Annotated in this window: 14 protein-coding genes; 5 read left to right on the forward strand and 9 right to left on the reverse strand. The window is 74.5% G+C overall.

Annotation, left to right across the window (positions count from 1 at the left end):
* Positions 1-214 precede the first annotated feature (214 nt).
* Positions 215-1,552: an aminotransferase class I/II-fold pyridoxal phosphate-dependent enzyme gene (locus ACH4D3_RS25885; protein ID WP_398326304.1), complete on the reverse strand. Its 1,338-nt coding sequence runs from the start codon at positions 1,550-1,552 to the stop codon at positions 215-217.
* Positions 1,553-1,587: 35 nt separating this feature from the next.
* On the opposite strand from ACH4D3_RS25885, the gene ACH4D3_RS25890 reads away from it, so the two are divergent.
* Positions 1,588-2,274: a pyridoxamine 5'-phosphate oxidase family protein gene (locus tag ACH4D3_RS25890; protein WP_398326307.1), complete on the forward strand. Its 687-nt coding sequence runs from the start codon at positions 1,588-1,590 to the stop codon at positions 2,272-2,274.
* Between the two features lie 64 nt (positions 2,275-2,338).
* On the opposite strand, the gene ACH4D3_RS25895 is transcribed toward ACH4D3_RS25890, so the two are convergent.
* The 3 genes from ACH4D3_RS25895 to ACH4D3_RS25905 all read right to left on the reverse strand — a co-directional run bounded on the left by ACH4D3_RS25895 (position 2,339) and on the right by ACH4D3_RS25905 (position 5,196).
* Positions 2,339-3,301, reverse strand: coding sequence for a DMT family transporter (locus ACH4D3_RS25895; protein WP_398326310.1), 963 nt, complete (start codon positions 3,299-3,301; stop codon positions 2,339-2,341).
* A 186-nt stretch (positions 3,302-3,487) separates the two neighbouring features.
* Entirely contained in the window at positions 3,488-4,492 is a 1,005-nt protein-coding gene (locus ACH4D3_RS25900) for an EamA family transporter (RefSeq protein ID WP_398326313.1), read from the reverse strand.
* 164 nt (positions 4,493-4,656) lie between these two features.
* Positions 4,657-5,196 (reverse strand): Clp protease N-terminal domain-containing protein, encoded by a 540-nt coding sequence (locus ACH4D3_RS25905; RefSeq protein WP_398326316.1) that lies wholly within the window; start codon positions 5,194-5,196, stop codon positions 4,657-4,659.
* 218 nt (positions 5,197-5,414) lie between these two features.
* Here ACH4D3_RS25905 and ACH4D3_RS25910 point away from each other — a divergent pair, with 218 nt between their 5' ends.
* Entirely contained in the window at positions 5,415-5,582 is a 168-nt protein-coding gene (locus tag ACH4D3_RS25910; protein ID WP_003977461.1) for a hypothetical protein, read from the forward strand.
* Between the two features lie 147 nt (positions 5,583-5,729).
* On the opposite strand, the gene ACH4D3_RS25915 is transcribed toward ACH4D3_RS25910, so the two are convergent.
* The 3 genes from ACH4D3_RS25915 to ACH4D3_RS25925 are packed head-to-tail and all read right to left on the reverse strand — an operon-like array spanning position 5,730 to position 8,279.
* A complete protein-coding gene (locus ACH4D3_RS25915) occupies positions 5,730-6,383 on the reverse strand; it encodes a PadR family transcriptional regulator (protein WP_011027749.1) in 654 nt (217 codons plus the stop codon).
* Entirely contained in the window at positions 6,376-7,137 is a 762-nt protein-coding gene (locus ACH4D3_RS25920; RefSeq protein ID WP_398326320.1) for an ABC transporter ATP-binding protein, read from the reverse strand. Before ACH4D3_RS25920 ends, ACH4D3_RS25915 begins: the two co-directional genes overlap by 8 nt.
* On the reverse strand, positions 7,134-8,279 hold the full coding sequence (locus ACH4D3_RS25925; protein ID WP_398326323.1) for an ABC transporter permease: 1,146 nt from the start codon (positions 8,277-8,279) through the stop codon (positions 7,134-7,136). Before ACH4D3_RS25925 ends, ACH4D3_RS25920 begins: the two co-directional genes overlap by 4 nt.
* A gap of 173 nt (positions 8,280-8,452) precedes the next feature.
* On the opposite strand from ACH4D3_RS25925, the gene ACH4D3_RS25930 reads away from it, so the two are divergent.
* From ACH4D3_RS25930 to ACH4D3_RS25940, 3 genes are all read left to right on the forward strand, one after another.
* Positions 8,453-9,667, forward strand: a complete 1,215-nt coding sequence (locus ACH4D3_RS25930) for a sensor histidine kinase (protein WP_398326326.1) — start codon at positions 8,453-8,455, stop codon at positions 9,665-9,667.
* Positions 9,664-10,299, forward strand: a complete 636-nt coding sequence (locus ACH4D3_RS25935) for a response regulator (RefSeq protein WP_398326329.1) — start codon at positions 9,664-9,666, stop codon at positions 10,297-10,299. The genes ACH4D3_RS25930 and ACH4D3_RS25935 overlap by 4 nt, the downstream gene beginning before the upstream one ends.
* 112 nt (positions 10,300-10,411) lie before the next feature.
* Positions 10,412-11,221 (forward strand): PhzF family phenazine biosynthesis protein, encoded by an 810-nt coding sequence (locus ACH4D3_RS25940; protein WP_398326332.1) that lies wholly within the window; start codon positions 10,412-10,414, stop codon positions 11,219-11,221.
* Positions 11,222-11,248: 27 nt separating this feature from the next.
* Here the strand turns inward: ACH4D3_RS25940 and ACH4D3_RS25945 are convergent, their stop codons facing one another.
* Both ACH4D3_RS25945 and ACH4D3_RS25950 read right to left on the reverse strand, forming a co-directional pair.
* On the reverse strand, positions 11,249-12,076 hold the full coding sequence (locus tag ACH4D3_RS25945; protein ID WP_398326334.1) for a CPBP family intramembrane glutamic endopeptidase: 828 nt from the start codon (positions 12,074-12,076) through the stop codon (positions 11,249-11,251).
* An 81-nt stretch (positions 12,077-12,157) separates the two neighbouring features.
* Positions 12,158-13,675, reverse strand: coding sequence for a glutamate--cysteine ligase (locus tag ACH4D3_RS25950; protein WP_398326337.1), 1,518 nt, complete (start codon positions 13,673-13,675; stop codon positions 12,158-12,160).
* Positions 13,676-13,796: the final 121 nt, after the last annotated feature.

A 13,796-nucleotide genomic window follows, 5' to 3' on the forward strand; every position in this document is an offset into this window, starting at 1 on the left:
CGGCCGGGCGGAGTTCAGCACAGTACGGCGCGACGCCGCCGGACACCCCCGCCGCCGGGGCCCGGCCCGGCCCGGCATCCGGACTCGGGGAGCACGCCCCGCGACGGGACCCGGGGCACCCCCACGGTGCACTACTCCGACCGCCGGACATGCAAGGTACCCGGCGCCGGGTTCGCGAGGGTCCCGGCCGACCGGGGCGCTCGCGAACCCCGCCTCAGACGTAGCTCCGTGGCGGCCCCGACCCCGGTCCCGTCGCCGCGGCGACCGCCTCCGCCAGTGGACCGAGGTCGTCCTCCCCCAGCGTCGAGACGGTGATCCGGATGCCGGGCGGTGCGCCCAGGCGGAAGCGGGCGCCGGGGGCGACCGCCCAGCCGGCGTGCAGGAGCCGGGCGACGGCACCCGTCTCGTCCGGCACCGGGATCCACACGTTCATGCCGCTGCGGCCGTACCCGGCGACCCCGTGTTCCGCGAGGGCGCCGAGGAGCCCGTCCCTGCGCCGCCCGTACACCCCCGCCACCGCGCGGGCGTCGACCGCGCCGTCGGCCCACAGCCGGGCCACGGCCCGCTGGGTGATGCGGCTGACCCAGCCGGGGCCCAGCCGCTGCCGCCCGCGCACCCGGTCGAGCGTGACGGGGTCCCCGGTGAGCACGGCGAGCCGCAGGTCGGGACCGCAGGCCTTGGCGGCGGAGCGGACGAAGGCCCAGTGCCGGGTCGTACCGGCGAGCGGGTGCAGCGGCAGGTCGACGATGCCGTGGCCGTGGTCGTCCTCGATGAGCAGCGTCCCCGGGCGCTCGCGCAGGACGGACCGCAGCGCACGCGCGCGTGCCGCGCCCACCGCGGCACCGGTCGGGTTCTGCGCGCGGTCCGTGACCACCAGGGCGCGGGCACCGGCCGCCAGGACCCGGCGCACGTCCTCGGGCAGCGGCCCCTGGTCGTCGACCCCGACGGGGACCGTGCGCAGGCCGAGCGCGGGCACCAGGTCCAGGAGGCTGCCCCAGCCCGGGTCCTCGACGGCGACGGCGTCACCGGGCCTGAGATGGGCCGCGAGGACCCGCTCCATGGCGTCCAGGGAGCCGGACGTCACCATCACGGGCCCGTCCGGCACACCGTCGGCGTCCAGTTCGGCCCGCGCGACGCGGGCCAGTTCCGGATCCACGGGCGCGTGCCCGTAGAGCACCGGTTCGTGGTCGCCCTGGGCAGCCGCCCGGGCGAACACCGGGCCCAGCGCGGGCAGCAACGCCGGGTCCGGATTGCCGTCGGACACGTCGCGCACCCCCTCGGGCACGTCGACGCGGATGAACTCCCGCCCGGTGGTCGCCGGTTTCGCGCGCACCCGGCTGCCCCGCCGCCCGGCCGTCTCGATGACCCCGCGTTCCCGCAGGGTGCGGTAGGCGGCGGCGACGGTGTTCGGGTTCACCCCGAGCCGCTGCGCCAACTCCCGCATCGGCGGCAGGGGCTGCCCCGGCCGCAGCTCTCCCGAGCCCACCGCGCGCTCGACACTCGCGGAGATCTCCGCTGCGCCCCGCCCTGTGATCCGATACTCTCCTAGCACAAAGAAGATTATGCACTAGTGCAATGGAGAGCGCCATGCAGGGGACCACGGGGACGCCGTCGCAGCCCACCGGCACCTACCCGCCCACCGACCGCACCGTCCCCACCCGCTCCCCCGAGCGGGCCGCGTACGACAAGGAGCTGGTGCACGCGATACTCGACGAGGGGTACGTCTGCCACCTCGGCTTCGTCCGCGACGGCGCCCCGGTGGTCCTGCCGACGCTTTACGGCCGGGTGGGCGAGCGGCTCTACGTGCACGGCTCCACGGGCTCGCGCCCGCTGCGGATGACGGGGGCGGCCGACCCGGGCCTGCCGGTGTGCCTGACCGTGACGCACGTGGACGCGCTGGTGCTGGCCCGCTCGGCCTTCCACCACTCGATCAACTACCGGTCGGTGGTGGTGCACGGCACGGCGTACGAGGTGACGGATCCCGAGGAGCGGCGCACGGCCCTGGACGCCCTGGTCGACCACGTCGTCCCGGGCCGCTCCCGCGATTCGCGGCCGGCCAACAAGAAGGAGCTGGCCGCCACCGCCGTGATCCGCCTCGACCTGAACGAGGTCTCCGCCAAGCTCCGCACCGGCGGGGTGAACGACGAACCGGAGGACCTCTCCCTCCCGCACTGGGCCGGTCTCGTCCCGTTGCGCAAGGGGTACGACGCTCCGGTCGCCGACGCGGCCCTAGCGTCCGGCACGGCGCTGCCGGACTACCTCTCGGCCGGGTGACACCGGCCCGCGCGGGCGGCGCGGGGCCCCTGGGAGGCCGCCGCCGTCACGCGGTCTCCCGCCGTCACGCGGGCGCCGGCCCCGTCCTCGCCTGCCGCGCCGCCCGTGTCTCCGCCACCGCGAGCCCCGCGACCGAGCCGAGCATCAGCAGCGTGCCGGCCAGGGTCGCCGCCGTGAGGTGTTCACCGAGCAGCAGGACGGCGAGCGCGGCCGCGCTGACCGGTTCCAGGAGCATGATCACGGAGACGGTCGCGGACCGGACGACGGCCGCGCCGGCGAAGTAGAGCCCGTAGGCGAGCGCGGTCGGGACGGCCGCGACGTAGGCGAGGAGCCACAGCAGCCGGACCGGTTCGGCGGTGTGCGGCAGCAGGCCCTCGGCCAGGGCGAGCGGCAGCAGGCACAGGCTCGTGACGGCGAAGGCCCCCACGGACGTACCGGCCCCGTCCGCCCCGCCGCCCCGTCCCCACCACCGGGTGAGCAGCGTCATCACCGAGTACCCGGCGGCGGACAGCAGCGCGAGGAGCACACCCGGCAGGCGGACGGTCGCACTCCCGCCGCCGAGGACGAGCACCAGGAGCCCGGCGAGGGCGCCGACCACGGCCGCGGCGCCCCCCGCTCCCAGCTGTTCACCGAGGGCGAGGCGCGCGCCGAGGGCGATCAGTACGGGCCCCGCGCCGAGGGTGACCACCGTGGCCACGGCGAGTCCGGTGGACTGCACGGCGGCGAAGTAGGCGGTCTGGAACACCGCGAGCCCGACACCGGTCACGACGGCCCGCAGCGTCTTGCGGGCGAACGGTTCGCGGACCGCCGGGTGCACCTGCGGGCGCACCCGCGGGCGCAGCGGGCGGACGGCGAGCAGCAGCACCAGCCCCACCGCGCAGCGCCAGAACGACAGGGCGACGGGCCCCATGTCGCTGGCGCGGTAGACCAGCGAGGCGGCGGCACCGGCGGTGCCCCAGGCGACACCGGCGACGATCAGATAGAGAAGGCCACGCCCTACGGGCAGGCCGGAGACGGCATTCGACACGAGTTCTCTCCGCAGACGCGCACGAGGCGCGGAAGTTCGGGGCGGCCCGGAACGACCGGGGCGCGAGGACTTTCGTCTGCGGGCAGCACCGTCCGGCCCGGCGACGGCGCGCCGGGCTCGCTACAGGGCCCGCCTCAGGCGGCCGGAGGCGGGAGGACGAGTGCGTCGGAATGCATGATCCGCACCCTAGGTCGACGTTCCCCGGCTCGACAACTCCCTTTCGGGACCGCCACCGGCCACCGGGTCCGCCGCGCCCTTCGCCGGGGTCGAGGACTGGGCGATGAAGGCGCCCGCCAGCACCACGACGCCGCCGACGACCTGCGGGGCGGAGAGGTGCTCGCCCAGCAGCACCCACGCCAGAACGGTCGCGATGACCGCTTCCAGGCACGCCACGACTCCGGCGACCTGCGGCGACAGTCGGCGTACGGCCACGATTCCGGTGACGTAGGCGAGCACCGTGGCGATGAGCACGATCCAGGCCAGCAGCAGGGCGGCGGCGACGGGCGTGCCGTCCATGGGTGCCGGGCCGGCGAGGACGGACCAGTCCATCGACCAGGGCCGGGCGACGACGGTGAGTACGGCGGCGCCGACCAGCAGGCCGTAGGCGATGACGCCGAGCGGGTCGGGCGCCTCCTCGCCGGCGTCGCTGCCCTGGTCGGACAGGACGAAGTAGCCGACCTGGCAGCAGGCGGCGCCAAGGGCGAGCAGCAGGCCGAGGGCGTCGAAGCCCAGCCCCGACCAGACCTCGACCACGCAGGCGAGTCCGCCGACCGCCAGCACCACGCCGAGCGCGGCGGCCCGCGTGACCGGCCGCCGCTGCACGAACCGCACCCAGCCGAGGACCAGGGCGGGCGCCAGGTACTCGACCAGCAGCGCGACGCCGACGGGGATGCGCGAGATGGCGGCGAAGTAGCACGCCTGCACACCGGCCACGGCGAACAGTCCGTACCCGGCGACCAGCGCGGGACGGCGGCGCAGCAGGGCGCGGTGGCGTACGGCGAGCGGCAGCATCACCAGGGCCGCGCCGGCGACGCGCAGCCAGACCACGTGGAGCGGATCGAGTCCGGCCTCGATCAGCGGTTTGGCCGCGACTCCGGAGCCTCCGAAGGCGACCGCGGAGGCCAGCGCCAGGCCGAGCCCGGTGCCCTTGCCGCGGCTGCCGCGGGCGCTGTCAGACGTATGCACCGGCACATGATGACAGGGGTCGACATGACCGTCACCCCCAATGACACCTGTCTCACCGACTGGACGGCGCAGCGGCGCACGCGCGGGAGCGGCGCGAGAGGGACGCGGAAGTGGCGCGGGGGGGGACGCGGGAGGAATGCGGGAGGAATGCGCGAAGGACGCGGACGGACTCAGAGTGTCGGCTCGAAGTGGCTCTCCACTCGGGCGAGCACGGTGTGCGGCTCGACGGCGGCACGGGCCAGCACCTCGGCGGCGCGCGTCCGCGGGTCCGCGACCAGGGCGGCGAGCAGGTCCGGGCCACCGGCCCGGACCACCCCGCGCCGGGCCGCCCGTGCGCACGCGTCCTCGATGGCCGCCGCGGCGGGCGGGGAGAACCCGGCGGCTCCGGTCACGACGGGTACGGCGCCGGAGTCCTCGACGGAGTTCTGCCAGCGCAGGCCGTAGCCGATGCTGCGCTGCACGAGGTAGCCGAGGACGCGGACGACCCGCGGACCGTCCCCGAGCAGCTCGCGGGAGTCCCCGTCGCACTCGAGCAACGAGTGCAGCAGATGGGCCGTGTCGATCTGCCGGTCCCCGTCCCGCACCGCGCGGCGGCGGGCACCGGAGACCGCCGAGGCCAGTTCCGCTCCGAACCGGTCCTCGAGGTCGGTGCCGTCCGGCCACCGGCCGCCTTGCTCGCCGGCCGACTGCCGGGGGATACGGGGTTGCACATCCCCAGCTCATCAGTCCCACGGAGCCCGGTCATCCCCGAAGGGAAGCATTTCGCCGTCCCACGCGGAGTGGACCCGCCCGGACAGATCTCCTCCTTGTGGATGAGATCAGGCCGTTTCGGCCCCGCGGGCGCGCGCCGCCTTGCCACACGCCCCCTGGGGCAACCGAAACGTGTCCTCGCGGGTCGAACAGGGGCATGAGGAGCAGGTGCTGGCTCGTGGCGCTGCCCGCCGTCGACGGCAGGCAGTACGTGTACCGGGTGGACGCCCCGGCGGAGGCGCTGCTCGCCGACCTGTTCTGGGAGGCGTGGCACTGCCACGACGAGAGTGCCTTCCCGCGCGCGTGGGACGTCTTCGACGCGGCGGTGATACGGCGGGTCGACTGAACGCCCCGCGAACACCCCGCCCGGGCCGCTCACGTCCCGCCCCGGCCGCTCACGTCCCCGCACGCGAGGGTGCCCCGCGGATCCACTCCGCGGGGCACCCTCGTCCTCGTCCGCACCGGGGCTCGGTCCGCACCGGTGCTCGCCGTGTCAGTCCTCGTCGGCGAGGATCAGGTACAGCTTCTTGCGGGCGTCCCCGATGACGGCGAGCGCCTTCTCCCGCTGCTCCTTGCTGCCGGTCTTCCAGACCTGGCCGAAGGCCTCCATCAGTCCGAAACCGGCCTGGCGGATGTCGTTGAGGGCTTCCCAGTCGACGCCTCGCGAGGCCTCCTCCCAGGGCGCCTCCGGGCCTTCCTCGGCCGCGGTGCGGCCCGCCTCGGTGAGTGCGAAGAGCTTCTTGCCGCCCTCGCTCTCGCTGGCGATCAGCCCCTCGTCCTCCAGCAGTTGGAGGGTGGGGTACACCGAACCGGGGCTGGGCTTCCACGCCCCGCCGCTGCGCTCGGCGATCTCCTGGATCATCTCGTAGCCGTGCATCGGCCGGTCCTTCAGGAGGGCCAGGATCGAGGCGCGTACGTCGCCCCGCCGTGCCCTTCCCCTGGGCCCGCCGCGCCCTCGGCCGCCCCAGGGGCCGCCGTGACCGAAGCCGGGCCCGAAGGGACCGCCGGGGCCGCCGCCGGGGCCACCCGGGCCGAAGGGGCCGAATGCCGCACGCCGGCCGTCGAAGCCGCCTCGGCCGAAGGGGCCGCCCTCTCCGTGGCCGGGGCCGTGCCCGCCGTGTCCACGCTCGTATCCGTGGTTACGCATCGCCATCACTCCATTCAGTCGTTGATCTGTCGCGATGCCTCAACGATATATCGGAAGATGTCGCATGGCAAGACCCCGCCACCGTCGGCAGGCGGAGGCGGCCGTCGTGGACCTCGGCGATGCGGTCGGCGGCGGTGAGGTGGGTGCGGTCGTGGGTGACCAGAACGGTGGCGCTCGCCCGCTGGTGGGTGAGACGGGTGATCAGTGCGATGACGGCGGCGCCGCGCTCGTGGTCGAGGGCGCTCGTGGGTTCGTCGACCAGGAGGACGGTGGGGTCGTTCATCAGGGCCCGGGCGAGAGCGACGCGCTGGCGCTGGCCGCCGGAGAGCTGGTGAGGACGGCGGCCCGCCTGTCCGGCCAGCCCGACCGCCTCGAGGAGCTCCATCGCCCGGCTCCGGGCGGCGCGCGGCCTGCGGCCGTCGATCTGGGCCATGACCTGCAGTTGTTCGACGGCGGTGAGGGAAGGCAGCAGGTTGGGCTGCTGGAAGACGATGCCGATCCGGCGGCGGCGCAGTGCGGTCAGCTCGCCGCGGCTCAGGCCGGTGGTGGGGGTGCCGTCGACGGTGACGGTCCCGGCGTCGGGCGTGATGAGCGTGGCGGCGACGGCCAGCAGGCTGGACTTTCCGGAGCCGGAGGGACCGACCACGGCGGTCAGGCTGCCCCTGGGGACCTCCAGGCTGACCCGGTCGAGTGCGGTCAGGCGCTCCCCGCCGTCGGGGTAGGTGAGGGTGACGTCGGTCAGGTACAGGCTCATCGGGCGCTCCCCAGGGCGGTCAGCGGGTCGACGGAGGTGATCCGGCGGATGGACAGGGCGGCTCCGAGCGCGCCGAGGAGGACCATCACGGCGGCCGGCAGGAGGACGGTCGCGGGAGTGAGGAGGAACGGCACGGACGAGCCGGCGGCGAGGGCTCCCAGGGCGGCGGCGGCACCGGTGCCGAGCAGGGTGCCGCCGACCAGCAGGACGACGGCCTGGCCGAGGGCGTCCTTGAGGAGACCGGCGGTGGAGGCACCGAGCGCCTTGAGGACGGCGACGTCACCGCTGCGCTGAATGGTCCACACGGTGAAGAAGGCGCCGACGACGAGCGCGGAGATGGCGAACAGGAAGCCGCGCATCAGCTGCAGGGAGCCGTTCTCGGAGGTGTAGGAGCCGATCGCGGACAGCGAGTCGGCGGTGGTGACGGTCGTGGTGCCGGCCTTCTCGTCCACGGCCGCCACGTCGGCCTCCGCGGTGGTGCGCAGCGCGACGACGGTGGCGGTGGGTCCGCCGTCGCCCCGGCCGTCGGCGGGTCCGTCGCCGCCCCTGCCGCCGGTGGCGCCGTCGCCGCCGTCATCGCCGGTGGGAGGCGCGGCCCTCCGCCACACGTCCAGGCTGGTCCAGACGACCGGCGTGTGGCTGAAGAAGGCGTCGCCCCGCACCGCGGCCACCCTCAGCCGCTGCCCGGCCAGGGCGAAGGAGTCGCCGCGCCGCACCCCGAGATCGTCGGCGGCCGTGGTGGACAGCACCGCCGCGCCGTCGTCGATCCCGTCGGCGGGGGCGAGGCGGGAGCCGGGCCGCACGCCGAAGGCGGAGACGCCGGCGCTCCGGTCCCCGGCGGTGGCCCTGGTGGTGGTGATGCCGAGCGGTTCGGCGGCCTCGACGCCGGGGGCCTCGGACCACTGCCGCCACTGTCGCTCGGTGACCGTGGAGTCGGCGTACGACAGGTCCCCTCCCCCGCCGGGAGCCCGGAAGGCGATCCGGTCGGCGGGCAGGTCCGTGATGGCGGAGGTGTTCTGCCGCCCCAGTCCGGCCGTCAGTCCGGACAGCAGCCCGACCAGCAGGGTGATCAGCACGATGACGGTCCCCATCAGGGCGAAGCGCCCCTTGGCGAACTTGAGGTCTCTCCAGGCGACGAACACGGTCTCGGCCTGTCCTTTCCGACGGTGCAAGCGGTACGGCCCCCACCGTCGCCGCCGGTCCCCCGCTCGCGCGTCCGGCGCAGGAGGTCACTTCCCGGGCCGGAAGGCGGCACGCGGGTTGTAACTTTCGATGGAGGCTTCCGGGCGCCGGCCTTTCGTAGCCTGGGAGCACTGTGAACGTTTCCGCCCCCGCCCCGACCCCGACCACCCGGGCCCTGGCCTGGTGCCTGCACCTGTTGGTCGTCGGGCTGCTCGTCCTGGTCGCCGCGCGGGCCGTGACGGACGGCCGGTCCCCCAGCGGAACCATCGTCGCCGTCGCCCTGGCGTGCGCCCTGGTGTACGCGGCCGGGCCGCTCCTGCCCCGGGTGCGTCTCGTCCGGCGGGTCGCCGCCTGGTGGCTGGCGGCGGTGGGCGCCGTCTGGCTGGCGCTGCTGGCGCTGTCGCCCGAAGCGGTCTGGGTCGCCTTCCCGCTGTACTTCCTCCAGCTCCACCTGCTGTCGCGCCGCGCCGGACTGGCCGCCGTGACCGCCACCGCCGTGGCGGCCGTCGCCGGGTTCGCCGCCCACACCGGCTCCTTCGGCCCGGCGATGGTGATCGGTCCGGCGCTGGGCGCCGCCGTCGCCGTCGCGGTGGTGTGGGGCTATCAGGCCCTCTATCGCGAGAGCGAGCGCCGCCGACGGCTGATCGAGGAGCTGACCGCCACCCGCGCCGACCTCGCGCGGGCCCAGCACACCGCCGGCGTGCTCGCCGAACGCGAGCGGCTGGCCCGCGAGATCCACGACACGCTCGCCCAGGGCCTGTCCAGCATCCAGTTGCTGCTGCGGGCCGCCGAACGCGCGCTGCCCGAGCGGCCCGGTGCCGCCGCCGGCCACGTCGTCGCGGCCCGGCAGGCCGCCGTGGACAATCTCGCCGAGGCCCGCCGCTTCGTCGCCGCCCTCACCCCGCCCGCCCTGGAGGGCAGCACGCTGGCCGACGCCCTGGAGCGCCTGTGCGCCACGGCCCGCGTCCGGCACCGGATCACCGCCCGTTTCCACCTCGCCGGCTCCCCGGCCCCGCTGCCGACCGCGCACGAGGTCGCCCTGCTGCGCGTCGCCCAGTCGGCCTTGGCCAACACGGTCCGCCACGCCGACGCGGGCACGGCCGAGATCACCCTGCGCCACCTCGGCGACCACGTCGCCCTGGACGTCGTCGACGACGGCACCGGCTTCGACCCCGAGGCGCTGCCCCCGCCCGATCCTGAGACGGGCGGCTTCGGGCTGGCCGCCATGCGCGCCCGCCTGGACGCGCTGGGCGGCACCCTGTCCATCGAGTCCGCGCCCGGCCACGGCACCGCCCTGACCGCCCGGCTGCCCCTCGTCCCGCCCACCGAGCCCGAGGCCCACCCGTGACCGACAGCCCCCTGCGCCTGCTTCTCGCCGACGACCACCCCGTGGTCAGGGCCGGGCTGCGCGCCGTACTGGAGACCGAACCCGGCATGGTGGTGGCGGCCGAGGCGGCCACCGCCGAGGAGGCCGTCACGCGCGCCGCGCTGGGCGACATCGACGTCGTGCTGATGGACCTGCAGTTCGGCAAGGGGATGAACGGCGCCGAGGCCACCGCCGCCATCGCCGCCCGCCCCGGTGCCCCGCGGGTGCTGATCGTCACCACGTACGACTCCGACGCCGACACGCTGCCCGCCATCGAGGCCGGAGCCACCGGCTACCTCCTCAAGGACGCACCGCCCGAGGACCTGGCCGACGCCGTGCGCACGGCCGCCGCCGGACGCACCGCGCTGGCCCCCGCCGTCGCCGACCGGCTCATGAACCGGCTGCGCACCCCCGGCACGACGCTGACCCGGCGCGAGACCGAGGTCCTGGCGCTGGTGGCCGACGGCCTGTCCAACCAGGCCATCGGCCAACGGCTGCACCTCACCGAGGGCACCGTGAAGTCCCACCTGGCCCGCGTCTACGCCAAGCTCGACGTCGACTCGCGCACCGCCGCCGTCGCCACCGCGGCCTCCCTCGGCCTGATCCGCCGCTGACCGCACGCGCGAAAGCTGACCGCACGCGCGAAAGACCGCACGCGCGAAAAGGGGTCCAGCACTCCGGGATTGGCCTTGGTCCACGGCCCCGTCCCGGCTCTAGCGTCGGGCCATGCGCATCCGAATCGTCGACGCCTTCACCGACCGGCCCTTCGCCGGCAACCCGGCCGGGGTCCTGCTCCTCGACGCCTTCCCGGACGACGACCGGCTCCAGCGGGTCGCCCTGGAGGTCAACCACTCCGAGACCGCGTTCGCCCACCGCCTGCCCGCGGGCGGCGAGGCGGACTGGGCGCTGCGCTGGTTCACTCCGGCCACCGAGGTCGCGATGTGCGGCCACGCCACACTCGCCACGGCCCACGTCCTGCACACCACCGGCACCCACGAGGGGCCGGTACGGTTCGCCACCCGCAGCGGCATCCTGGTGGCGACGCCCCGCGAGGACGGCTCGTTCACCCTGGACTTCCCGACCGCGCCGCTCACCCCGGTCGAGGCGCCGCCGGGCATCGCCGCGGCCCTGGGTGCCGAGCCCCGTACCGTCCTGGACACCGGGCCGAACATCGGGGACCTGCTGGTCGAGGTCGCCGACGAGAGGACCGTCCGCGGCCTGACGCCGGACCTCGACGCGCTGGCCGCCCACTCCGAGCGCGGCATCATCGCCACCGCCCGCGCCGAGGACCCGGCCCGCGGTTACGACTACGTCTCCCGCTGCTTCTTCCCCAACGTCGGCATCGACGAGGACCCGGTCACCGGCAGCGCGCACACGGCCCTGGCCCCCTTCTGGTCCGAGCGCCTCGGCCGTCCCGACCTGACCGGGCTCCAGGCGTCGTCCCGCTCCGGCCGGGTGCGCACGGAACTGCGCGGCGGGCGCACGCTGCTGAGCGGGCACGCGGTGACGGTGATCGACGGCGAACTGCTGGCCTGACCCGCGGCGGCGCGGGCCCCCGGTCGGTCACGCCGTCGGCAGCCAGTCCACCTTCCCGGCGAGCAGCCCGTAGCCGACGAAGGCCCCGATGTCGAGCAGCGAGTGCGCGACCACCAGCGGGCCCACGCGGCCCCAGCGGCGGTACAGGTAGACGAACACGACGCCCATCACCATGTTCCCGACGAACCCGCCGATCCCCTGGTAGAGGTGGTACGACCCGCGCAGCACCGAACTGGCCGCCAGTGACGCGCCCGCGCCCCAGCCGAGCTGGTCGAGCCGGCGCAGCAGGTAGCCGACGACGACGACCTCCTCCAGGACGGAGTTCTGCACCGCCGAGAGGATCAGGACGGGGTACTTCCACCACACGTCGGGCAGGGCCTCGGGCACCACGGTGAGGTTGAAGCCGAGGCCGCGCGCGGCGAGGTAGAAGGCGATGCCGGTGCTGCCGATGACGGCGGCGACGGCGGCCCCGCGGCCCAGGTCCGGCCAGGGACGGGTGCGGTCGAAGCCGAGGGTGCGCAGACTGCGCCCCTCGCGCAGCAGGAAGTGCGCGACGAGGGCGACCGGGACGAGCGCCGTGGTGATCCCGAAGAGCTGCCAGGCCAGGTCGAGCCAGGGACGGCCGGGCGCCGCGGAGGCGTTGAGGGTGGCCGCCTGGTCCTTGAGCCCGCCCGGCCGGGTGACCGAGCCGATGAAGCTGATGAGCGCGGACACGCCGCTGGCACCGAGCGACAGCGCGAGGACGAGCAGCGTCTCGTCGCGCAGGATCCGCCGCGCAGGGCGCTCCTCGGTCAAGGACTGCTCGCCGAGTCGCTTCTGAGGGAACGCATCGTCCACCGGGCCCGCCTCCGCCATGCACACCTGCCTCCAGCTGGGACGTCACAGCTTGCCCGATCAGTATGGGGCGGCGCGCGGCGGGGGCGGGTCGGGCGGCGGTCAGCCGAGCGGCACCGGTTCCACAAGGCCCACCGGCCACAGGTGCACCGGGTCCCCCTCGCGCATCAGCTCGACGTAGCGGCGGGTCGTGGCGGCCAGCGCGTCCTCCCGGGACATTCCCGCCTCCAGCGCCCGGTGGAACGTGGCGGCCTGCCAGGACGCGCCGTTGACCCGGCGGCGGCACCGCTCCTCGATCACGCCGAGATAGAGGTCCCGGTCGGCGGGCTCCACCCCCCACGCGTCGAGACCGGCCTCGGCGAGCGGCAGCAGTTCGTCGCGTACGAGGACGGCGGCGTCGACCTCGGTGGTGCCGCCGAGGCGGCCGCGCCGGGGCCATTCGAAGCGCGCGTCGATGCCGTGGCGGCACGCGGCCTCGAAGTTGGCGGCGGCGGCCTCGAACGGCAGCCTGGTCCACACCGGCCGGGGCTCCTCGGCGAGCGCGCGCACGACCCCGTAGTAGAAGGCCGCGTTGGCGATGACGTCGGTGACGGTGGGCCCGGCGGGCAGCACGCGGTTCTCGACGCGCAGGTGCGGGACGCCGTCGGCGATGTCGTAGACGGGGCGGTTCCAGCGGTAGACGGTGCCGTTGTGCAGGACCAGCTCGGACAGGGAGGGCACGCCGCCCGCGTCGAGGACGTCCAGTGGGTCCTCGTCGTCGCAGATCGGCAGCAGCGCCGGGAAGTAGCGCCGGTTCTCCTCGAAGAGGTCGTGGGCCGAGGACACCCACCGCTCCCCGAACCAGGTGCGCGGCCGCACGCCCTGGGCCTGCAGCTCGGGCGGGCGGGTGTCGGTGGACTGCTGGAACAGCGGGGGCCGCGACTCGCGCCACAGTTCCCGTCCGAAGAGGAAGGGTGCGTTGGCGCCGAGGGCGATCTGGGCGGCGGTCACCGCCTGGGCCGCGTTCCACACGTCGGCGAAGCGGTCCGGGGTGACCTGGAGGTGGAGTTGCACCGAGGTGCAGGCGGCCTCGGGTGCGATGGACTTGGAGGTGCAGGTCAGTCGTTCGACGCCCTCGATGTCGAGGGTGAAGTCCTCCCCGCGGGCCGCCACGATCTGTTCGTTGAGCAGGGCGTAGCGGTCGACGGCGGAGAGATTGGACGAGACCAGGTCGTCCCGGTCCAGCGTCGGCAGAATACCGATCATCGCGATTCCCGCGTCAACCTCGCCCGCCTTGCGATCCGCATATGCCAAAGACGTACGGATCTCCTCCGCGAGGCGATCGAATACCCGGCCGCCGAGGCGGTGCGGGGCGATGTTGACTTCCAGGTTGAACATGGCGAGCTCCGTCTGGAAGTCACGGCTCGCGATGCGCTCGAGGACTTGCGCATTCAACATTTTCGGCATCCCGTCGGCACCGACGAGATTCAATTCGATCTCCAGCCCCATCAGGTTCTTCGGGCGGTCGAACCGCTTCTCCGCCAGAAGTCGCTCCAGACCCGTCAGGCACCGCTGGAGCTTCTCGCGGTAGCGCTGGCGATCGGACAGGTCGAACTGACCTGCCACGACCTTCTCCCCCATGGAAGAGTCCCTTCTCGGAGCGACGAGTGGAAGATCCGGCCGCCACTGGCCGATGGCCGGTGGCCGGTCAGGTGGGATGATGCCCAGCCGAAGCGATCGATAACGTCCCCGCACCGGCCCG

It is taken from the genome of Streptomyces sp. NPDC018026 (genome assembly GCF_044327745.1).
GTDB lineage: Bacteria > Actinomycetota > Actinomycetes > Streptomycetales > Streptomycetaceae > Streptomyces > Streptomyces rubrogriseus.

Bases quoted from the DNA above. Each gene is read 5' to 3' on its own strand.
- ACH4D3_RS25890 (WP_398326307.1), top strand. From the start codon at position 1,588: ATGCAGGGGACCACGGGGACGCCGTCGCAGCCCACCGGCACCTACCCG.
- ACH4D3_RS25920 (WP_398326320.1), bottom strand. From the start codon at position 7,137: ATGAGCCTGTACCTGACCGACGTCACCCTCACCTACCCCGACGGCGGG.
- ACH4D3_RS25950 (WP_398326337.1), bottom strand. From the start codon at position 13,675: ATGGGGGAGAAGGTCGTGGCAGGTCAGTTCGACCTGTCCGATCGCCAG.
- ACH4D3_RS25915 (WP_011027749.1), bottom strand. From the start codon at position 6,383: ATGCGTAACCACGGATACGAGCGTGGACACGGCGGGCACGGCCCCGGC.
- ACH4D3_RS25945 (WP_398326334.1), bottom strand. From the start codon at position 12,076: ATGGCGGAGGCGGGCCCGGTGGACGATGCGTTCCCTCAGAAGCGACTC.
- ACH4D3_RS25940 (WP_398326332.1), top strand. From the start codon at position 10,412: ATGCGCATCCGAATCGTCGACGCCTTCACCGACCGGCCCTTCGCCGGC.